Annotated in this window: 19 protein-coding genes; 13 read left to right on the top strand and 6 right to left on the bottom strand. The window is 62.0% G+C overall.

What is annotated here, in order from left to right; all coding sequences use genetic code 11:
- Window positions 1-88 precede the first annotated feature (88 nt).
- The 3 genes from ABWL39_RS02540 to ABWL39_RS02530 all read left to right on the top strand — a co-directional run bounded on the left by ABWL39_RS02540 (window position 89) and on the right by ABWL39_RS02530 (window position 3,081).
- Window positions 89-1,729 (top strand): methyl-accepting chemotaxis protein, encoded by a 1,641-nt coding sequence (locus ABWL39_RS02540; protein WP_367786847.1) that lies wholly within the window; start codon window positions 89-91, stop codon window positions 1,727-1,729.
- A 42-nt stretch (window positions 1,730-1,771) separates the two neighbouring features.
- Window positions 1,772-2,116, top strand: a complete 345-nt coding sequence (locus ABWL39_RS02535) for an FKBP-type peptidyl-prolyl cis-trans isomerase (protein ID WP_367786846.1) — start codon at window positions 1,772-1,774, stop codon at window positions 2,114-2,116.
- A 179-nt stretch (window positions 2,117-2,295) separates the two neighbouring features.
- On the top strand, window positions 2,296-3,081 hold the full coding sequence (locus ABWL39_RS02530) for a DUF2189 domain-containing protein (protein ID WP_367786845.1): 786 nt from the start codon (window positions 2,296-2,298) through the stop codon (window positions 3,079-3,081).
- Window positions 3,082-3,158: 77 nt separating this feature from the next.
- On the opposite strand, the gene ABWL39_RS02525 is transcribed toward ABWL39_RS02530, so the two are convergent.
- Window positions 3,159-3,908, bottom strand: coding sequence for an SDR family oxidoreductase (locus ABWL39_RS02525; protein WP_367786843.1), 750 nt, complete (start codon window positions 3,906-3,908; stop codon window positions 3,159-3,161).
- Window positions 3,909-4,050: 142 nt separating this feature from the next.
- On the opposite strand from ABWL39_RS02525, the gene ABWL39_RS02520 reads away from it, so the two are divergent.
- The 8 genes from ABWL39_RS02520 to ABWL39_RS02485 all read left to right on the top strand — a co-directional run bounded on the left by ABWL39_RS02520 (window position 4,051) and on the right by ABWL39_RS02485 (window position 13,315).
- Window positions 4,051-5,004, top strand: coding sequence for a D-2-hydroxyacid dehydrogenase (locus ABWL39_RS02520; protein ID WP_367786841.1), 954 nt, complete (start codon window positions 4,051-4,053; stop codon window positions 5,002-5,004).
- A gap of 10 nt (window positions 5,005-5,014) precedes the next feature.
- Window positions 5,015-5,344, top strand: a complete 330-nt coding sequence (locus ABWL39_RS02515) for a DHCW motif cupin fold protein (protein WP_367786839.1) — start codon at window positions 5,015-5,017, stop codon at window positions 5,342-5,344.
- 371 nt (window positions 5,345-5,715) lie between these two features.
- Window positions 5,716-7,374, top strand: a complete 1,659-nt coding sequence (locus ABWL39_RS02510; protein WP_367786837.1) for an electron transfer flavoprotein-ubiquinone oxidoreductase — start codon at window positions 5,716-5,718, stop codon at window positions 7,372-7,374.
- 1,019 nt (window positions 7,375-8,393) lie between these two features.
- Window positions 8,394-10,073 carry a group II intron reverse transcriptase/maturase gene (gene ltrA, locus ABWL39_RS02505; protein ID WP_367786923.1) on the top strand — a complete coding sequence of 560 codons (1,680 nt, stop codon included), beginning with the start codon at window positions 8,394-8,396 and terminating at the stop codon, window positions 10,071-10,073.
- A gap of 387 nt (window positions 10,074-10,460) precedes the next feature.
- Window positions 10,461-10,727, top strand: a complete 267-nt coding sequence (locus ABWL39_RS02500; protein ID WP_367786835.1) for a PepSY domain-containing protein — start codon at window positions 10,461-10,463, stop codon at window positions 10,725-10,727.
- 51 nt (window positions 10,728-10,778) lie between these two features.
- Window positions 10,779-11,306, top strand: a complete 528-nt coding sequence (locus ABWL39_RS02495; RefSeq protein WP_367786834.1) for a cytochrome b/b6 domain-containing protein — start codon at window positions 10,779-10,781, stop codon at window positions 11,304-11,306.
- A 9-nt stretch (window positions 11,307-11,315) separates the two neighbouring features.
- Entirely contained in the window at window positions 11,316-11,981 is a 666-nt protein-coding gene (locus tag ABWL39_RS02490; RefSeq protein ID WP_367786832.1) for a response regulator, read from the top strand.
- The gene (locus tag ABWL39_RS02485) at window positions 11,978-13,315 is read left to right on the top strand and encodes an ATP-binding protein (RefSeq protein ID WP_367786830.1); all 1,338 of its coding nucleotides are present in this window, start codon (window positions 11,978-11,980) and stop codon (window positions 13,313-13,315) included. Before ABWL39_RS02490 ends, ABWL39_RS02485 begins: the two co-directional genes overlap by 4 nt.
- A gap of 28 nt (window positions 13,316-13,343) precedes the next feature.
- Here ABWL39_RS02485 and ABWL39_RS02480 read toward each other — a convergent pair whose 3' ends face one another.
- The 4 genes from ABWL39_RS02480 to ABWL39_RS02465 form a co-directional block, all read right to left on the bottom strand.
- Entirely contained in the window at window positions 13,344-13,790 is a 447-nt protein-coding gene (locus tag ABWL39_RS02480; RefSeq protein WP_367786828.1) for a cytochrome c, read from the bottom strand.
- 206 nt (window positions 13,791-13,996) lie between these two features.
- Window positions 13,997-15,787 carry an acyl-CoA dehydrogenase C-terminal domain-containing protein gene (locus ABWL39_RS02475; RefSeq protein WP_367786826.1) on the bottom strand — a complete coding sequence of 597 codons (1,791 nt, stop codon included), beginning with the start codon at window positions 15,785-15,787 and terminating at the stop codon, window positions 13,997-13,999.
- Window positions 15,788-16,011: 224 nt separating this feature from the next.
- The gene (locus ABWL39_RS02470; protein ID WP_367786824.1) at window positions 16,012-16,950 is read right to left on the bottom strand and encodes an electron transfer flavoprotein subunit alpha/FixB family protein; all 939 of its coding nucleotides are present in this window, start codon (window positions 16,948-16,950) and stop codon (window positions 16,012-16,014) included.
- Window positions 16,950-17,699, bottom strand: coding sequence for an electron transfer flavoprotein subunit beta/FixA family protein (locus tag ABWL39_RS02465; protein WP_367786822.1), 750 nt, complete (start codon window positions 17,697-17,699; stop codon window positions 16,950-16,952). Before ABWL39_RS02465 ends, ABWL39_RS02470 begins: the two co-directional genes overlap by 1 nt.
- Before the next feature lie 358 nt (window positions 17,700-18,057).
- On the opposite strand from ABWL39_RS02465, the gene ABWL39_RS02460 reads away from it, so the two are divergent.
- On the top strand, window positions 18,058-18,480 hold the full coding sequence (locus ABWL39_RS02460) for a MaoC family dehydratase (RefSeq protein WP_367786820.1): 423 nt from the start codon (window positions 18,058-18,060) through the stop codon (window positions 18,478-18,480).
- Window positions 18,481-18,716: 236 nt separating this feature from the next.
- Window positions 18,717-19,505, top strand: coding sequence for a serine O-acetyltransferase (gene cysE / locus ABWL39_RS02455; protein WP_367786819.1), 789 nt, complete (start codon window positions 18,717-18,719; stop codon window positions 19,503-19,505).
- Window positions 19,506-19,675: 170 nt separating this feature from the next.
- On the opposite strand, the gene ABWL39_RS02450 is transcribed toward cysE, so the two are convergent.
- Window positions 19,676-20,599, bottom strand: coding sequence for a histone deacetylase family protein (locus tag ABWL39_RS02450; RefSeq protein ID WP_367786817.1), 924 nt, complete (start codon window positions 20,597-20,599; stop codon window positions 19,676-19,678).
- Window positions 20,600-20,643: the final 44 nt, after the last annotated feature.

Below are 20,643 nucleotides of genomic sequence, written 5' to 3'. Positions count from 1 at the left end.
TCAAGCCCGATCTCTTGCTATAAAAAATCCATGCATCGATACAAATAATTGATTTATCAGGAAATACTAATCAACAGAAAGTCGAGACATGCTCAACAACATACGAATCAGCGCGCGCATTGCAATCGGGTTCGGCATATTGATTGCGTTGCTTGCCATCACCACCCTGCTTGGCTACACCGCAGGCATTCGCGAGCGCAATGAAATCGATGCGTTAGTCAGCAACCAGGTGACCAGCGGCTTTGCCGCCGCCGACATGCTCTACCGCTCGATGCTGCTGCGGCGCTACGAGAAGGATCTGATCATCAACCTGCAAGACCCGGCCAAGGTCGACGAATACAAGAGCAAGTGGGACGAGTCCCTGGCCAGATTCAACGACGCCAAGGCCACGGCGCTCAAGCTCGCGGACGACGACGAGAAGGCGCACATCCAGCAGTTCGAACAGGCCATGGCGGCCTATACCGCGGGTTTCGGCAAGATTCACCAAGGCGTCAAGCGCAGCACCTACCCCGGCCCGGCCGATGCCAACAAGGCGATGGGCGAATTCAAGCAACCGATACACGAGATGGAGAAAGGCATCAGCGAATTCCAGCAACAACAACTCAAACATGCGCAGGACAAGGCCGGCGCCACGGTGCTCGGCGCCCAGCTCTCGGCTCGCACGACCTTGATTCTCGGCGTGATCGCCATCGTCATCGGCCTGCTCGCCGCCTGGCTGATCGCACGCTCAATCACGCGCCCGCTGGTGCAGATGCAATCGACCATGACCCGCATCGAGCACAGCGGCGACCTCACCCAGCGCATCGGCTACCAGTCTGGCGACGAGATCGGGCTCGCGTCGCGCGCGTTCAACAGCCTGATCGAAAGCATGCGCACCGTGCTCAGCGAAGCCCAGCACAGCGCCAACCTGCTCCGGCATGCCTCGCAGGACCTCAACATTGCCTCCGAACAGGTCGCCCAGGCATCGGGCCTGCAGGCCGAAGCGGCGGCCTCGACTGCGGCGGCGGTCGAGCAGATGACGGTCAGCATCAACGTGGTGGCCGACAATGCGCGCAGCGTCGAACACGATGCGATGAACGGCCGCACGCTCAGCGACGACGGCATGCGCCTGGCCAGCGATACCGCGCGGGAAATCAACCAGATCGCCGATGCCATCTCCGGCTCGGCCACCGTCATCGGCTCGCTCAGCGAGCGCTCGCGCGAGATAGGCGGCATCGTCCACGTGATCAAGGACATCGCCGACCAGACCAATCTGCTTGCCCTCAACGCCGCCATCGAAGCGGCCCGCGCCGGCGAGCAGGGGCGCGGCTTCGCGGTCGTCGCCGACGAGGTGCGCAAGCTGGCCGAGCGCACCACCCAGGCCACTGCCGAAATCTCGCGCATGATCGACGCGGTGCAGCACGACACCAGCAGCGCGGTGAATTCGATGCAGTCCGCCAGCGACAAGGTCGGCATGGGCGTGTCGCTGACGCAGCAGGTATCCAGCTCGCTGACCGAGATCAACCACTTCACCGTGGGCACGGCCAGCATGATGGCCGACATTTCCACGGCCATTTCCGAGCAGAGCTCCGCGAGCACGCAGATCGCCCAGAACGTCGAAAAGATCGCCCAGATGAGCGAGGAGAACAACGGTGCGATACGGCAGACGGCATCGCTCGCCAACGAGCTCAAGGCCACGGCGCATACCCTCGATGCGCTGGTCCGGCGCTTCCAGATCGGCGCGGCCTGAGTTACGCTGCGTCGGTTTTCCGTTAACTAGCGAGCAAGCGACATGAGCAAGATTGAACATCCCTCCGGCCTGATCACCGAAGACCTGGCCACCGGCGACGGCGCCGAAGCCCAGCCCGGCCAGTACGTGGTCGTGCACTACAGCGGCTGGCTCGAGGACGGCTCGAAGTTCGACTCCAGCCTGGACCGCAACGATCCGTTCCGCTTCCGGCTGGCCGGTGGCGAAGTGATTCGCGGCTGGGATGATGGCGTGGTCGGCATGAAGGTCGGCGGCAAGCGCAAGCTCACCATCCCGTCCGATCTCGCCTATGGCGATCGCGGCATCCGCGGCGTGATTCCGGGTGGCGCAACGCTGATTTTCGAGGTCGAACTGCTGCGCGTGATCTAAGCGCCAACCGCAGGGTTTCCACAAGCCAGGGCTGTCCCGACAGGGGCGGCCCTTTTCAATTCTGGCGCCACTTTGCACCAAGTTGGAGCAGCATTTTCAGCGCTTGCCAGCAGCATGAAACTGGCGCATAAATAGCTGACATAACAAGAAAAAACGCTACTAACCATAAGGAGAACACCATGCAGGAGACCCTCCAGCGCGAGGATGCAACACCGAGCTTTCCGACGATACGCAATGTGCCGATGCTGGAGCCCTTTACCTGGGTCGTGGCCGCCGCCCGCGACCTGAGGCGGGCGCCGCTGGCGAGCCTGTTCTATGGCTGTGTTTTCGCCGCCATGGGATGGGGACTGGAGGCGCTGTTCGTCTCCGCGCCGCACCAGACGATCACCCTGATCACCGGCTTCATGTTGCTTGGGCCCTTCCTGTCGATCGGCCTCTACGAAATCAGCCGGCGCCTCGAGGAGCAGGACAAGGTACGCTTTCTGCCGACGCTGACCGCCTGGCGCGCCAACCTGTCGGGCATCAGCCTGTTCGCCATGATCCTGGCGCTGGCCTTTGCCGGCTGGATGCGGGTATCGGTGGTGGTATTCGCCCTGTTCTACACCGAACAGGTGCCGACGATAGAAGGCATGTTCGCGAGCACCTTCTTCAGCGCGGACAACCTGCCCTTCCTCACCATCTATTTCGGCACCGGCCTGCTGTTTGCCCTGCTGGTGTTCGCCATCAGCGTGGTGTCGATCCCGATGCTGCTGGATCGCGACGGCGATACCATCACCGCCATCTTCACCAGCTGTATTGCGCTATGGCGCAATCCCGCGGCGATGACGGTATGGGGGCTGATCATCGTCGGCGTGTGCACGCTGGGTTTCGCCACCCATTTCTTCGGCCTGGTGCTGGCGCTGCCGCTGATCGGGCTGGCCAGCTGGCACGCCTACCGCGACATCGTGCTGCCGCCGCCAGCCTGAGACGGCAAGCCCCGCCACCAACAAAAAGCCCCTTCTTTGCGGAAGGGGCTTTTACTTGCCTCAAGGGCAAAGGCTGATCAATGCTCCTGCATGCGCGGGCGGATCGTGACCTCGCTCACGTCGACATGATCAGGCTGGTTGATCACGAACATGATGGCGCTGGCGATATCGTCGGGACGCAGGATTTCGCGGTCCGGCGCCCATACCCCGCCCTTGGACGTCACGTCCATGCGCAGCGGGTCCTGGCGCAGGCTCTTGGGCAATTCGGTATTCACCGCACCCGGCTGGATGTCGGTCACGCGCACGCCGTAGTGCAGCGCCTCTTTGCGCAGCGTGTCGGATACCGCACGCAACGCGGCCTTGCTCGCGCAGAACACGGCGGCCGAGGCGAAAGTCACCTTCGCGGCAACCGAGCTCAGGTTGACGATGTGGCCGTTCTTGCGCTCCTTCATGCCCGGCAGCACCGCCGCAATCGCGTACAGCGCGCCCTTGAGATTGATGTCGATCATGCGGTCCCACTCGTCGACGCGCGCGATGTGCATCGGCGACAGGGTCATCACTCCCGCGTTGTTGATCAGCACATCGACCCCGCCCATGGCCTTGAGCTCGCGCCCCAGTTCGTCCATGGCCTCGCGGTCGGAGACATCCACCGGCTTGATGACAGGGTGGCCGCCGGCCGCCTTCATCGCCTCGGCCAGGTCATCGAGCAGATTCTCGCGGCGAGCCGACAGCACGACCTCGGCGCCGGTACTGGCCAGCATCAGGGCAGTCGCAGCACCGATTCCGCTCGATGCGCCCGTGATCCAGACACGTTTTCCCTGCAACATACGAATTGATCTCCTTCCCAAGCGTGTCGGTATGCTACACCAATTTTCGATGCACGAAACCTGAAGCCGTGGACGCCGGGCCGAAAGCCCAAGCCTGCCGGCCACGACTATAATCGGTAGCAATCACCCGCCGGAATATGTCATGACTCAAGCATCCCGCATCGTGTTTCTCGATCGCGACAGCCTGCCTGTCACGCTACGCGCCCCTACCCTGCCTCATGAATGGCTCGACTTCCCCAACACCCGCGCCGACGACGTGGTGGCACGGCTGCAAGGCGCTAGCGTCACCATCACCAACAAGGTGCCGATCAGGCGCGAGATGCTCGCCCGCCTGCCCGAGCTCAAGCTGATCGCCGTCGCCGCCACCGGCGTCAACCAGATCGATCTGGATGCCTGTCGCGAGCTTGGCGTGACCGTCTGCAATATCCAGGGCTATGCCAGGCACACCGTGCCCGAGCACGCGCTGATGCTGATCTTGGCCTTGTCGCGCAGCCTGCTTGGCTGGCGCAGCGACCTCGAAGCGGGCGCCTGGCAGGCCGCCGACCAGTTCTGCCTGTTCAACCGACCGGTGCGCGATCTGCATGGCGCAACACTGGGGATACTCGGGCGCGGCTCGCTCGGGGAGGGGCTCGCCACGCTGTGCCGGGCGCTGGGAATGAACATTGTCTACGCCGAGCGCAAGGGCACGCAGGCCGCGCGCACGGGCTACCTGCCTTTTGTCGAGGTGCTGCGCTGTGCCGACGTGATTTCACTGCACCTGCCGGCCATGGCCGAGACACATCACACGCTGTCGCACCGCGAGTTCGCGCTGATGCAGCCCCACACGATCATCATCAATACCGCGCGCGGCAGCCTGATCGACGAGGCGGCGCTGGCCCAGGCGCTGCAACAGGGCCGGATCGGCGGCGCCGGGCTCGACGTGCTGAGCGAGGAGCCGCCGTGCCGAGGCAACCCGCTGCTCGATCTGCGCCTGCCCAACCTGATCGTCACCCCGCATTGCGCGTGGGAAGGCAGCGGCGCCATGGCCGACCTAGCCGAACAGTTGATCGGCAATATCGAAGCCTTCTTCGCGGGCGAGCCGCGCAACCAGGTTTGAGCCTACAACGATGAACATCGACAACCTGCCATTTGGCACGACCGACTGGCGCCAGATCGAGCCGACACGGCACGCGGGCGAAACCGGCCATGCACTGTGGCGTACCTGCCAGTTCGGCGAGCTGCGCGTGCGCATGGTCGAGTACTCGCCCGGCTACCTGGCCGACCACTGGTGCCGCAAAGGTCACATCCTGCTGTGCCTGGCCGGCGAGTTGCATACCGAGCTCGCAGACGGGCGGCAGTTCGTGCTGACCCCCGGCATGAGCTATCAGGTAGCCGACAACGCCGAGCCGCACCGCTCAAGTACGCCAGTCGGTGCGACGCTGTTCGTGGTGGATTGAACCCCCTGGCAAGAGCGGCGACGTAAGCAAGTTCCAGGCGCGCCGTGCTCGTCTCAATGATTTCCCGGAATGGGGCTGCTCCGTCGCCAAGAGCGGCGACGTAAGCAAGTTCTAGGCGCGCCGTGCTCGTCTCAGTGATTTCCCGGAATGGGGCTGCTCCGTCGCCAAGAGCGGCGACGTAAGCAAGTTCTAGGCGCGCTGGGGCGCGCCAAGAACTTTGCTTAAACAAGCGTTTGCTTGGCGTTTTTTGACTTGCCAACCAATTCATAGCATCATTAGCCCGGTTTCGATTGGATACATACCGTGCCGGCACGCGGCGCCGAGCTTGGGCAACTGAGTCGCACTCAGGCAGACGAGAGAGGGAAAGTAAAGTGGAACGCGAATTTATGGAATACGACGTCGTAATCGTTGGCGCCGGCCCCGCAGGCCTCTCCGCCGCGATTCGACTCAAGCAGCTGGCGGAACAGAACGGCAAGGAAATCAGCGTGTGCGTGCTGGAAAAGGGCTCCGAAGTCGGCGCGCACATCCTGTCCGGTGCGGTGATGGACCCGATCGCCATGAACGAGCTGTTCCCTAACTGGAAAGAGCTCGGCGCGCCGCTCAATACGCCCGTCGTCGAGGACCAGTTCCTGTTCCTGACCGAGACTGGCGCCAAGCGCTTCCCGGAAAAGCTGATGCCGCCGTTGCTGAACAACCACGGTAATTACATCGTCAGTCTCGGCAACGTCTGCCGCTGGCTCGCGGCCCAGGCCGAAAACCTCGGCGTGGAAATCTATCCGGGCTTCGCCGCCGCTGAAGTGCTCTACCACGAAGACGGCTCGGTCAAGGGGGTCGCCACCGGCGACATGGGCATCGGCCGCGATGGCGAGCACAAGAGCGACTACGCGCCCGGCATGGAGCTGCACGCCAAGTACACCTTCATCGGCGAGGGCGTGCGCGGCTCGCTGGCCAAGGAAATCCAGGCCAAGTTCAATCTGCGCGATGGCGTCGATCCGCAGAAATTCGGTATCGGTCTCAAGGAGCTGTGGGAAATCGACCCGGCCAAGCACAAGCCCGGCCTCGTCATGCACTCGCAGGGCTGGCCGCTGGGCAGCGAAACCGGCGGCGGCTCCTTTCTCTACCACCTGGAAAACAACCAGGTTGCGGTTGGCTTCGTGGTTCACCTCAACTACGAAAACCCGCATCTTTCGCCCTACGACGAATTCCAGCGCTTCAAGACGCATCCGGCGATCCGCAGCTTCTTCGAAGGCGGCAAGCGCATCTCCTACGGCGCACGCGCGATCAACGAAGGCGGCCTGCAATCGGTGCCCAAGCTGACCTTCCCGGGTGGCGCATTGATCGGCTGTTCGGCGGGCTTCGTCAATGTGCCGCGCATCAAGGGTAGCCACAATGCGATGAAGACCGGCATGCTGGCCGCCGAAGCGGCTTACGATGCAGTCGTCAATCAGGGCCGCAACGGCCACGACGAGCTGACGCCCTATATCGATGCCTACAAGAAGTCCTGGGTGTACGACGACCTGTTCAAGGTCCGCAACGTGAAGCCTGGCTTGAGCAAGTTCGGCATGTGGGGCGGCACTCTGTATGGCGGCTTCGACATGTGGATGCACTGCCTCGGCGTCAAGCTACCGTGGACCTTCCACCACACCAAGGCGGATAACGAGTGCCTGCGCCCCGCCAGCGAAATGCCGAAGATCGAGTATCCGAAGCCGGATGGCAAGATCAGCTTCGACAAGCTCTCGTCGGTGTTCATCTCCAACACCAACCATACAGAGGATCAGCCCATCCACCTGCGTCTCAAGGACGCCGGCGTGCCGATCAAGATCAACCTCGCCAAGTATGACGCACCCGAGCAGCGCTACTGCCCGGCTGGCGTATACGAGATCGTCAAGGAAGGCGCTGATGCGCCGCGCCTGCAGATCAACGCGCAGAACTGCGTGCACTGCAAGACCTGTGACATCAAGGACCCGACCCAGAATATCAACTGGACGGTGCCCGAAGGCGGCGGCGGCCCGAACTACCCGAACATGTAAGTGCGACGTGAGTCGCTTAGGTCCGCTGGCCTAGCACCACTTTAATCCATTGGTTTCAATGGGTTAGGCTCTCATTGCGAGAGTTGAAGGAGTAGAAATCAGCAGACGATCTGATGTGCGATAGCATATTTGCAATGCCATCGGCATCCGACTCGTCGGGTGGTGTGGCAGCTTATTTGCTCATTGCCCCTGTTAATAGGGCGCCCTACCGGGCGCCCACTCACCCCGTAGCAACCTACCCAGTTGTCCCCTCGGGATGCCACTCTGGCATCGTCATTCTGTTGTCGTTTGCTGCAGCAAAGCCCAAGTGGCGTAAGCTGTTGATGTGATTGTTCCACCACACAAACAGTCCGTGTGGCAGGGAACCCACTGTTCAGCCAGTGGTAGCCTAGGGGTAGGGCTTTTCCGGTAACGGATTGGTCTGAAGCACCCTGACAATGTACCCCCTGGAAGTTTCGGGCTGGTCGTCCTCGTGAGAGGCTGACTGGGATGCTGCCAACTGCAAGGCGGTTAAGGGGCTAGGCTGGATGGTATGGTCAACGCAAGTGAACTGTCGATAAACGTCGTTATCGGGAACAAGCCAAACGCAGTTGATAGGCTTGAGCCAAATAGGCACGTGGTCAAGTTGTCTCGCTTTACATTCGGGACACGCTGATGTGGTACCACCGGCGGAATGACAGGGCCTACCCCATTCGTGTCGCATCAATGGAACACGGCAAGCCCGTATCGTTACCCTCGTGGCAGGTGAACCGCAAGGAACACTGTTGACGGTGCGGGAATAGGAGGATGGAAGAAGCGAACGCCGAGCTGTAATGGTTCGGATAGGGGGTTCTACCTCACGCGAAAGCGGGCTGACGTCCATCTGGTCTCTCCTGGCGAGCAGACCTGTTTACCCTCTATGAAGGCGCAAGCTTAACGGTTTTCGCCATTCAACCTACTGTCCCAATCGGGGTGAAAGCCACCCCGCAAGGGGCATGCTTTCTCCTGAATGGGTCAAATCTGTCTATCAGGAGGATTGCATGACTAGCGTTTCACTGGAATCAGTGGAATCTGCGTTCTCCGACGTTCCAATAGCATGGCACCAGATCGATTGGTACCGTGTGCACCGGAATGTCCGAGGGATGCAGTTACGAATCGCCAAGGCAGCACGGGCCGGTCAATGGCACAGGGTTTTGACCCTGCAACGTTGGTTGGTCCGGTCGTTCGGCGGGCGCGCATTAGCAGTCAAGCGCGTCACGGAGAACCGCGGTAAACGCACGCCAGGTGTGGACGGAGAAATCTGGTCTACGCCTACGGCGAAATGGTGTGCCATCGAACGGTTGACACGACGGGGCTATCGCCCCAAACCATTGCGGCGGGTGTACATCCCCAAAGCCAATGGCAAGCGCCGACCGTTAGGGATTCCGACTATGCTGGACCGAGCCATGCAGGCGCTGTATCTGCTGGCTTTGGAACCGGTGGCGGAAACCTTGGCCGATGGCAATTCCTATGGCTTTCGACGCGAACGGGCCACTGTGGACGCGATTATTCAGTGTCATATTTCACTGTCACGATCGTTTTCTCCGGTGTGGGTTCTGGAGGCCGACATTCAAGGCTGTTTCGATCACAGCGACCATCATTGGCTACTGACACACATCCCCATGGATCGGGAGGTGCTACGTAAGTGGCTCAAGGCGGGTGTGATCGAATTTGGTGCGTTTCAGCAAACGACCGCTGGCACGCCCCAAGGCGGCATCATCTCCCCCACCCTCGCTAACATGGCGCTGGATGGGCTGGAGGCGGCCATGCAAGCCGAATTTGGACCTAAAGACTCAGCCAAAGGGCGACGGCATCAGATCAATCTGGTGCGATATGCGGACGATTTCATCATCACTGGCCGTTCGAAAGAATTGCTGGAGCAGCAAGTTTTGACTGTCGTAACGCGTTTTCTGGCGGAACGCGGGTTGACGCTATCGATGGAAAAGACGCGTATCACCCATGTTGAGGCTGGATTTGATTTGTTGGGTTGGACTGTGCGGAAATTCGACGGCAAGTTGTTGGTGAAACCATCGAAGAAGAATGCGAAAGCGTTCTTGACCCGTGTCCGCTCGATCATCCGATCCAATAAACAGGCAACACAAACTGACCTGATCCACCTGCTCAATCCTGTGATCCGGGGCTGGGCGAATTATCACCGCAGTCAGGTGGCGAGCGAAACCTTTGCTCGGGTGGACAGTGAGATTTATCGTTGTCTGTGGCGCTGGGCCAGTCGACGCCATTCAACCAAGAGTAAGCGATGGATCAAGCAGCGTTACTTCCATCGGATCGCCCAACGTGAATGGACCTTTGCAACTGATCGCATCGATGCCGATGGGAAACACCAATGGTGCTCTCTGGTTTACGCCAGTGATAACGCCATTCGGCGTCATACCAAGATCAAGGCGGAAGCCACGCCTTTTGATCGGCAATGGGAGCATTACTTCGAGGTGCGGGCTACCGCCCGCATGCTGGCGTCAGTGTCGCATCGCCGTCGTTTGGCGACGCTATTGGCAAGGCAAAACGGCAATTGTCCGGTTTGCCGCCAGTTGTTTACCTCGTGGGAATCACTGGATGTCCACCACCTTGTCTGTACCACGGATGGGGGTAGTAATCGGCTGGATAATCTGGTGCTACTGCACCCCAATTGCCACCGGGAACTCCACCATGCGCACGCCGCATGAGGGTGCTGCCGGCTGTCTCTTCACCGAGAGATGGCTTGGTTAGAGGCTTGAGCCGGATGCGGGGAAACTTGCATGTCCGGTTCTGAGGGGAGGAGATTGCCGCAAGGGGATCTCCTTACCCGACTGGCGGGATGACAAATGGGGTGAGCATGGCTCACCCCATTTTCTTTTGTGCAGCCAGACAGCGCCCCATCATGGGTGTCCGCCAATACCCCATTGCCTCTTGGGTGATCACACCTCTCTCCCGGGCGAGCGACCGGCATATCGCCCCCCAAGGCGCCCACAGCCGGTCCACACCGCGTTAAGCGGGATTTAAGGCTCGCGTGTTGGAATGCATGGGCAGACAAGCACATCGCTTGTTCCCATCCCCCTCAAGGAGCCCTCACCATGAAACGCCTGTTGCTGACCGCCGCCCTGCTCGCAGCCACCTCGACCGCCTTTGCCAGCCCGGAATGCACCAAGGAGCCCAAGGACAAGTGGATGACCCAGGACGCGATGAAAAAGAAAATCGACGAACAGGGCTACAAGGTCAAGAAATTCAAGGTGACCGGCAACTGCTACGAAATCTACGGCTGGAACAAGGAAGGCAAGAAGGCCGAGGTGTATTTCAACCCGGTCGACGGCTCGATCGTGAAGCAGGAAATCGGCGGCTGATGGCCAATCGGCCGGGATGCCCCATCCCGGCCATCCGACGGGAGTAAGCACATGCAGCATGTCAAAGTCTGGGACCCGCTGGTACGACTGTTCCACTGGTCGCTCGCCACCTGCTTCCTGCTCAATATGGCCTTCACCGAAGAAGGCAAATACACGCACCGCATGGTCGGCTACGTGGCGCTCGGGCTCGTGGCGTTCCGCGTGCTGTGGGGCTTCATCGGCAGCCGGCATGCGCGTTTTGCCGATTTCGTCCCCGCCCCCGCCCGCCTGCTCGATTACCTGCGCAGCCTGAAGCGGGGCAAGGCGCCACGCTATCTGGGCCACAATCCGGCGGCGGCGATGATGATTCTGGCGCTGATGGGCGGCATGCTGCTGCTCGGCTTCACCGGCTGGCTCGCCACTACCGACGCTTTCTTCGGCGAGGACTGGCTCACCGATCTGCATGGCCTGATCGCAGACGGCATGCTCGGCATGATCGTCATCCACGTTTCGGCGGCGATCATCGAGAGCCTGCGCCACCGCGAAAACCTGATCATATCGATGGTGACCGGCCGCAAACGCGCGGAAGAGGTGGAGTAAACTTCCGCCATGCGCATCCTGTTGATCGAAGACGACGCCCTGCTGGGCGATGGCATCATGGCTGGCCTGAAACAGGCGGGCCATACCGTGGACTGGCTGCGGGACGGCATCGCGGCGGAGTCGGCCCTCAATACCGATCACTTCGATGCCGTCGTGCTCGACATCAACCTGCCGCGGCAGGACGGCCTGAGCCTGCTGAAGAAACGCCGTGCGGCCGGCGACAGTACGCCGGTCCTGCTGCTGACCGCGCGCGACACGGTGGCGGACAGGGTACGCGGGCTCGATGCCGGCGCCGACGACTACCTGGTCAAGCCGTTTGCGCTCGACGAGCTGGCCGCCCGGCTGCGCGCGCTGATCCGGCGCGGCCACGGGCGCCCGGCGTCGCTGATCGAGCACGGCGAGCTGAGCATCGATCCGGCCGAGCACACCGTGCAGCGCAACGGCGCACCGGTTGAGCTTTCCCCCCGGGAATTCGCGCTGCTGAGCCACCTGCTAGAGCACCGGGGCCAGGTGCAGTCGCGCGCGCAACTCGAAACTGCCCTGTACGGCTGGAGCGAAGATGTCGACAGCAATGCCGTGGAAGTCCACGTCCATCACCTGCGCAAGAAACTCGGTACCGAACTGATACGCACCATTCGCGGTGTGGGCTACCTGGTGCCCAAGCCCAAGTCATGACCACGGCCCGCCCAACCCCGCCGCACTCACTGCGGCGCCGCCTGACCGTGGCGCTGGTCACCGCGCTGGGCCTGGGCGGCCTGCTGCTGGCAGTGGCGCTGTATCTGAACGCGCGACACGAAATCGACGAACTGCTCGATGCGCAACTGGCCCAGACAGCCCGCACGGCCCTGGCACTGCACGCCGAAAGCGAAGGCCAGCATGAAGACCACGAATACGAATACAGCAACCTTGGCCGTCATCACGAGTACGAGCGCAAGATCGCGCTGACCATTTATGCCCCTGGCCGCGCCGACCCCCTGCTGCTGATCGGGCCATCTCCGCTGCCCATTCCGCCGCGCTGCAATCGCTACAACAAGCTGCAGCTCGACAAACACGCCTGGCGCAGCTACTGCCTCGAAGACGGGCATGGCAACCGCTACATCGCCGGGCAGTCGGAGTCGATCCGGCGAGAGCTTGCCGGCAAGATTCTGCTGTCGCAATTCGTGCCCGTTCTGCTCGGTCTGCCGTTGATCGGGCTGCTGGTGTGGCTTTCGGTCAGGCAGGCGCTGCTGCCGCTGGCCGGTGTATCGACCGCGGTCGCGGCGCGCGGCCCCAACGACCTGACGCCGGTCGACGCCTCGGCCGCACCGGCCGAAGTGCAGCCGCTGATGACGGCACTCAACACCCTGTTGTCGCGCATCGGTGCGGCACTCGAAAACGAGCGCCGTTTTACCGCCAATGCCGCGCACGAGCTGCGCACCCCGCTCGCCGCCCTGCGCACGCAGGCCGAGGTGGCACGGGCCCAGGCCGATACCGCGCCGCTACGCGAAACGCTAGACAAGGTCATTCGGGGCGTGGACCGAGCAACCAGGCTGCTCGAACAGCTGCTGCTGCTGGCCAGGCTGGACGAGACGACCATGGCGGCTCCCAGCCCACACCCCCTGTACCCGATCGCCGCGAGCGTGGTCGGCGACATCGCGCAGCAGGCCATCGACCGCCAGATCGAGCTCGAACTCAACGGCGACGAGGCCGCCAGCGCAGCGGTCGACCCCATGTTGCTGGCCATTGCGCTGCGCAACCTGGTCGACAATGCCGTCCGCTATACGCCGCCGGGCGGGCAGGTCACGATCACGCTGGCCCCCGGCCGCATCGCCGTCAGCGATACGGGGCCCGGCATGGATCAGGCCGAGCTCGGCCAGGCGACCGCGCGCTTCTTCCGTGGCAGCGACGTCACCGCAAGCGGCAGCGGCCTGGGGCTATCGATCGTGGAACGGATCATGGCGCTGCACCAAGGCCGCCTCATCCTGACATCGACGGCCCAGGGGCTGACGGCGGCCCTGCAGCTAGGCTAGCTTTCGTTGGCACCGGCGATGCCGGGCCTCAATCGATCCTGAAACGGTCGTGGCACTGCTTGCACGACTGCTCGACGCGGTTGAACGGCGCACGCAGCTGCCCCTTGTCGCTCGGCTTGCTGGTCGCGGCCGTGACGAGCGCCTGCGTCGCCGACATCATCGTGTCCTGTGCCGCCTTGAAGGTCTGGGGGTCGGCCCACACCTCGGCCTTGGCATGCGTCTTGTCCCCTTCGTGCAACTCGGTGAACAAGGGCCATGGCTGCTGGGTGCTGGCATCGAGCTCGCGCGACATCTCGAGAAAACGCGCGGCATTGTAGCTGGTGCGCTCGTTGAGCATGCCCTGCAAGGCTTCGCGGGTCTTCAGCATCTGCTTGAAGATCTGCTTGCGTTGATACACCGGGCCGTTCTTGTCCTCGCCGCATCCCGCCAGCGCCACACTGGCCGCCAGCACCAGCCATCCCCACTGCTTGTTCATAGTTTCCTACCCAACAGACTTGATGATTTCCTGAGCCCCGCCAACCGCGCGGGCCGAGCGGCTCATCGCCGATGACCCGCACCTTACTTAATGCGGCATAGCGCAAATGGATGACCGGCGATGGCCATCATGTGTGAATCAATACGCGACTCGCCAAACAAAAAACCCGCGCCAAAGCGCGGGCTTTTCGATGAGACAGGGACGGCTCAGAACAGTTCGTCAGCAAGTTCCAGCGTGCTGTCCGCGCCATTCAGTATCTCGTAGCCGTAGCTCAGCGCCTGGCACGCGATATGGTCGGCGAAGAAGCGCGCGGTGATGATCTTGGCCTTGAAGAACTCGGCGTCGCCCTCGCCCGCCGCCAGCTTGCCCTTGGCGATCAGAGCAGACTTGGCCAGCAGCCAGCTGCCGAGCGTCACGCCCATCAGCATCAGGAACGGCACCGAGCCGGCAGCAGCCTTCTTCGGTTCGGCGTCGAAGTTCGCCAGGATGTAGGCGGCGGACTCCTTGGCGGCCTTGGCAGCCTGCTCCAGACCACGCTTGATCGCGGCGAACTCGGCACCTTCGACACCGGCCAGCGCGCCGATCGTCTTCTCGATCTCGGCCAGCAGGGCATTGCAGGTTGCGCCCTTCTCGCTCGCCAGCTTGCGGCCGATCAGGTCCATGCCGTGGATGCCGGTGGTGCCTTCGTAAATCGCGGTGATGCGGGCATCGCGCATGTGCTGGGCCGCGCCGGTTTCCTCGATGAAGCCCATGCCGCCGTGCACCTGAACGCCGAGCGAAGTCACGAGGTTGGCGACTTCAGTGTTCCAGCCCTTGATAATCGGGATCAGGAAGTTGATCAGGTACTGGTTCTTCTGGCGCTCGCCAGCGTCGCCAGCGTTAGCCGCCTTGTCCAGCGCGGCGCCACCGAAATAGGCCAGAGCGCGCATGCCCTCGATGTAGGCACGCATCGTCATCAGCATGCGGCGTACGTCCGGGTGGCGAATGATGGCCGCCGCAGCCGGATCGGGCGAACCGAGTTCGCGCGACTGCAGACGCTCCTTGGCGTAAGCCACGGCCTTCTGGTAGGAACGCTCGGAGATCGCCAAGCCTTCGACGCCCACGCCGAGACGGGCATGGTTCATCATCGTGAACATATAGGCCAGGCCCTTGTTGGCCTCGCCCACGAGGTAGCCGACGGCACCGCCGTTGTCACCGTAACTCATCACCGCAGTCGGGCTGCCATGGATACCCAGCTTGTGTTCGATCGACACGCAGAAGGCGTCGTTGCGCTTGCCCAGGCTGCCGTCGGCGTTGACCATGAACTTCGGCACGACGAACAGCGAAATACCCTTCACGCCAGCCGGCGCATCGGGCAGACGGGCCAGCACCAGGTGAACGATGTTGTCCGCCATATCGTGCTCACCCCAGGTGATGAAAATCTTCTGGCCGGAGATCAGGTAGGTGCCGTCAGCCTGCGGCACGGCCTTGGAGCGCACCTGCGCCAGGTCGGAGCCGGCTTGCGGCTCGGTCAGGTTCATCGTGCCCGGCCATTCGCCGCTCGACATCTTGGGCAGATAGGTTGCCTTGATCTCATCCGAAGCATGATGGTGGATCGCCTCGATCGCACCCAACGTCAGCAGCGGGCACAGCGAGAAGGCGAGGTTCGAACCACACCACATTTCTTCGGTTGCCATCGTCACCAGTGCCGGCAGGCCCTGGCCGCCGAATTCGGCCGGCGCGCGCATGCCCACCCAGCCCGCGTCGCGGAACTGGTGATAGGCATCCTTGAAGCCTTCGACCGTCGTCACGACGCCAGCGTTGAACTTGTGCCCCTTGTCGCCCGCCTTGTTGAGCGGAGCCAGAATGTCGGATGCGAACTTGTTCGCTTCTTCCAGGATCGCTTCCACCAGCTCGATGCTGGTTTCCTCGTTACCAGGCAGGGCCAGTACATCGGCCAGGCCGGCGATTTCGTTGAGGACAAACTGCTGGTCCTTCAGGGGGGCGCTATAGGGCATGCTTCTCTCCGATTTGAGTATCTAGATTCCTGTAACCCGGATGCCGCGTGTCTCCGGTGGTTGCCTCAGCGCGACCACCGCGCGGCACCTTGGCCGGGCTACGTAAGACGTAAAAAAGGCACAGGCCTGCGTAACGTCCGCAATGCTGCCTGTGCCTTCCTTTTATTCTTGTTGTCGGCAGGTTGGGCGGCGTGTGGGGTCGCGCGCCCATCCATGCACATAACTTACTTCGACAGCTCGGCGATCAGTTCCGGTACGACCGTGAACAGATCACCCACCAGGCCATAATCGGCAACCTGGAAGATCGGTGCTTCTTCGTCCTTGTTGATCGCGACGATGATCTTCGAGTCCTTCATACCAGCCAGGTGCTGGATCGCACCCGAGATACCGACGGCAACGTACAGTTGCGGCGCAACGATCTTGCCGGTCTGGCCGACCTGGTAGTCGTTCGGCGCGTAGCCGGCGTCAACCGCGGCACGCGAAGCACCGACTGCAGCACCGATCTTGTCGGCGAGCGGCTCGATTACGGCCTTGAACTGCTCAGCCGAACCCAGCGCACGGCCACCGGAAACGATGATCTTGGCTGCGGTCAGTTCCGGGCGGTCGGACTTGGTCAGCTCGTTGCCGACGAAAGCCGACTTGCCAGCGTCTGCACCGGCAGCGACGTTTTCAGTCGCAGCGGAGCCGCCTTCGGCCGCAACGGCATCGAAAGCAGTGGTACGAACGGTGATGATCTTGATCGCGTCGGACGACTGAACGGTCGCGAACACGTTGCCGGCGTAAATCGGGCGCACGAAAGTGTCGGCCGATTCAACCTTGATGATGTCGGAAACTTGAGCCACGTCGAGCAGCGCGGCAACGCGCGGCAGGAAGTTCTTGCCCGAGGTGGTGGCCGGTGCCAGCACGTGGCTGTAGCCCTTGGCCAGGCCAACGACCAGGTCGGCGACGTTTTCGGCCAGACCGTGCGCATACTGGGCAGCATCGGCAACCAGCACCTTTGCTACGCCAGCAATCTTGGCGGCAGCAGCAGCGGCGCCAGCCACACCTGCACCTACAACCAGGACGTGAATGTCGCCGCCCAGCTTCTGCGCTGCGGCAACGGTGTTCAGCGTGCCGGACTTGATGGACGCGTTATCGTGTTCTGCAATAACCAGGATGCTCATTAGATCACCTTCGCTTCATTCTTCAGTTTAGCGACCAGCTCGGCAACCGAGCCCACCTTCACGCCAGCCGAACGCTTCGGCGGCTCTGCGACCTTCAGAGTCTTCAGGCGCGGGGTGATGTCGACGCCCAGATCGGCCGGGGTCGTCTTGTCCAGCGGCTTCTTCTTGGCGGCCATGATGTTCGGCAGCTTGACGTAGCGCGGCTCGTTCAGGCGCAGGTCAGTGGTGACCACGGCCGGCAGTTGCAGCTTGACGGTTTCCAGGCCGCCGTCGACTTCGCGGGTAACGGTGACGGCTTCGGCAGTCAGCTCGACCTTCGATGCGAAGGTGCCTTGAGGCATGCCAGTCAGCGCGCCCAGCATCTGGCCGGTCTGGTTGGAGTCGTCATCGATCGCCTGCTTGCCGAGGATGACCAGTTGCGGCTGTTCCTTGGCAACGATGGCCTTCAGCAGCTTGGCCACAGCCAGAGGCTGCAGCTCGGCCTCGGTCTCGACCAGGATGCCGCGATCGGCGCCCATGGCCAGTGCGGTGCGGATCTGCTCTTCGCACTTACCCGAACCCAGCGACACGACAACGATTTCAGTGACCTTGCCGGCTTCCTTCAGGCGCACGGCTTCTTCCACGGCGATTTCGTCAAACGGGTTCATCGACATCTTGACGTTGGCGATATCCACATCGCTACCATCGGCCTTGACGCGAACCTTCACGTTGTAATCGACAACGCGTTTTACAGCGACTAGAGCTTTCATGATTCTCCTGCTTTGGTCGGAGGCGGCTGAACCGCCGTGAACACTTGACGCCGCATGGGTCGGAAAGCCGCTCTGGACGGGGCTTTACAGCAACTCTAGGGGCAGCGCCGATCTGAAACCTGAGGCCGGCTAGCCTATCACGACAGGGGTAGCCTGTCATGCTGGGCCCGGTTCGCGCAGTATCTGATGGGATGGGCGAAACGGCCTTGATAAAAGTCAAACAAGCGTTTGATTTATACACCAAAGCCGGTCTCTTCGGCAACACATATTTGAAGCGTTTTAAACGCTCCTGCGTTTGCGTTTTCGGGGCGCTGCCGTGACAATGTGTGCAGTGCAACATTCACGGAACCCCAAGCGCATGACGATCTATATCGAAGACATGTCGGTCGGCCAGGTGGCCGAGTACGGCAAGACCATCACCGACGCGGACATCATCCTGTTTGCTGGCGTCACCGGCGATAACAATCCCGTGCACATCGACCAGGAATATGCGGAAAAAACTCCGTTCGGCACCCGCATCGCCCATGGCATGCTCACCGCCAGCCTGATTTCGACCGTGCTCGGCACCCGCCTGCCCGGCCCCGGCACGATCTATCTGAGCCAGTCGGCCAAGTTCAAGGCACCAGTCAAGATCGGCGACACGGTTCAGGTCAGGGTGAGCGTGAAGGACATCGACCTTAACCGCAAACGCGTGACGCTCGAAACCAACTGCTATGTCGCCGGCAAGCTCGTGCTCGAAGGCGAGGCACTGGCGATTGCTCCGAGCAAGCCCACAGCGTAATATCGTTACATCCGTTTATTATGTGCCGGAAGGCCGCCCGCGCGGCCTTTGCCCTCTCGTGATCACCGTACGCTCCCGCCTCGCTCCCTGCTGTTCGCTTCGCCGCTCCGGCGAGCGATGTTGATTCTGTTCGCCTCAGCTCAGGCCTTTTCCCGCTGTCACGCCACTGTCCGCGCCAACCATGGCCTGGCGGACTACAATGCCTTTTGAAGAGACGCTACAGAATGAATCAACGCATGATCGACCGAGACCCAGTCTGGACCGCCATTCACGCCGAAGTGCAGGCCGCCGCCGAAGACGAGCCCATCCTGGCGAGCTTCCTGCACATGACGGTGCTGCGCCACAAGCGGCTGGAGGATGTGCTGGCCTTTCACCTGTCGAGCAAGCTCGCCACCAGCACCATGGATGCGCGCACGCTGATGGAGCTGATCGCCGAGGCGCTCGATTCCGATCCGATGGTCGGCGCCGCCGTGCGGGCTGACATCAAGGCGGCCTATGAACGTGACCCGGCCTGCACCAGCTATTCGACGCCACTGCTCTACTACAAGGGCTTTCATGCGCTCGCCAGCTACCGCATCACACACTGGCTGTGGGGCCACGGCCGGCAGACGCTGGCGCTCTACCTGCAGAACCGCATTTCGGAGGCATTCTCGGTCGACATCCACCCGGCAGCCAGCATCGGCCACGGCATCCTGCTCGACCACGGGCATGGCTTCGTCGTCGGCGAGACGGCGGTGATCGAGGACAATGTATCGATCCTGCACAATGTAACGCTGGGCGGCACCGGCAAGGAAAGCGGCGACCGTCACCCGAAGATCCGTACCGGCGTACTGATCGGTGCCGGGGCCAAGATACTCGGCAATATCGAGGTCGGGCGCGGCGCCAAGATCGGTGCCGGCAGTGTCGTGCTGGAGTCGGTTCCGCCGCACGTCACCGTGGCAGGCGTCCCGGCCAAAATCGTCGGTATGGCCGATTCGGCGGAGCCGGCGCTGAACATGAATCACCGCTTCGACTGCAGCAAATGATCGAAGCGGGCGCCCTGCCCGTTCGATGAAAATGACGATGCCCGACTGCTTGACCAGTCGGGCATCGAATTTGCCGACGATTGCGTTCGTGGCAGCCACTGCCAGGCCGACCACGCGGCCTGCCGTGCTCTATGCAGGCAGCTTGCCGCCACGAGGCGGCAGCCAGTTCGTCAAAGGTCCGCCAGCGCCCGCAAATGGGCAACCACGCTGCGGCTCAGGGCCGACAACTCATACCCCCCTTCGAGCACCGAGACGATGCGCCCCTGGGCGTGCTCCTCCGCGAGCTTGCGCAATTCGGTCGTGACCCAGGCATAGTCGGCCTCCACCAGCCCGAACGACGCCATGTCGTCCTCCAGGTGGGCATCGAAGCCCGCCGAAATGAAGATCATCTCGGGGCGGAACGATGCGATCGCGGGCAGCCAGCTTTCCTGCACGGCTTCGCGCCATTTCTCGCTGCGCGTGCCAGCCGGCAGCGGTACGTTGACCATATTGGTGCCCATGGGCTGGTCGCCGGAGTACGGATAGAACGGATGCTGGAACGTCGACACCATCAGCACGCGGGCGTCGTCGTGGAAGATCTCCTCGGTGCCGTTGCCGTGGTGGACGTCGAAGTCGACCACCACTACGCGTTGCAGCTTGTGCTGCATCAGCGCGTGCGCGACACCGACGGCAAGGTTGTTGAAGAAGCAGAAACCCATCGCCTTTTTGGACTCGGCATGGTGACCGGGCGGGCGCACACAGCAGAAGGCATTGGGCGAACTACCCTCCATCACCAGATCAACCGCCTTGACTACCGCACCGGCCGCGCGCTGCGCCGCCAGCAGGGTATGCGGCCCCATGGCGGTATCCGGGTCAAGGTGGGTGATGCCGTGCGACGGGCTGCTGGCCTCGATCTGCTCGATATAACGCGGTGTGTGCACGCGGGCTAGCTGCTCGCAGGTGACCAGCGGCGCTTCGACATGCTGCAGGAAGTCCATCAGTCCGTTGGCGATCAGTTGATCCTCGATCGCCTGAATGCGTTGCGGACATTCGGGGTGATACGCCCCCATATCGTGTAGTAAACAATCCGGGTGCGTGACAAAAGCGGTGAGCACCTGGCCCCTCCATTTATTGATCAGCCAATTCAACAAGATTTTCC

The organism is Chitinivorax sp. PXF-14, from assembly GCF_040812015.1.
GTDB lineage: Bacteria > Pseudomonadota > Gammaproteobacteria > Burkholderiales > SCOH01 > JBFNXJ01.
This window is presented reverse-complemented; position numbering and strand designations above follow the sequence as displayed.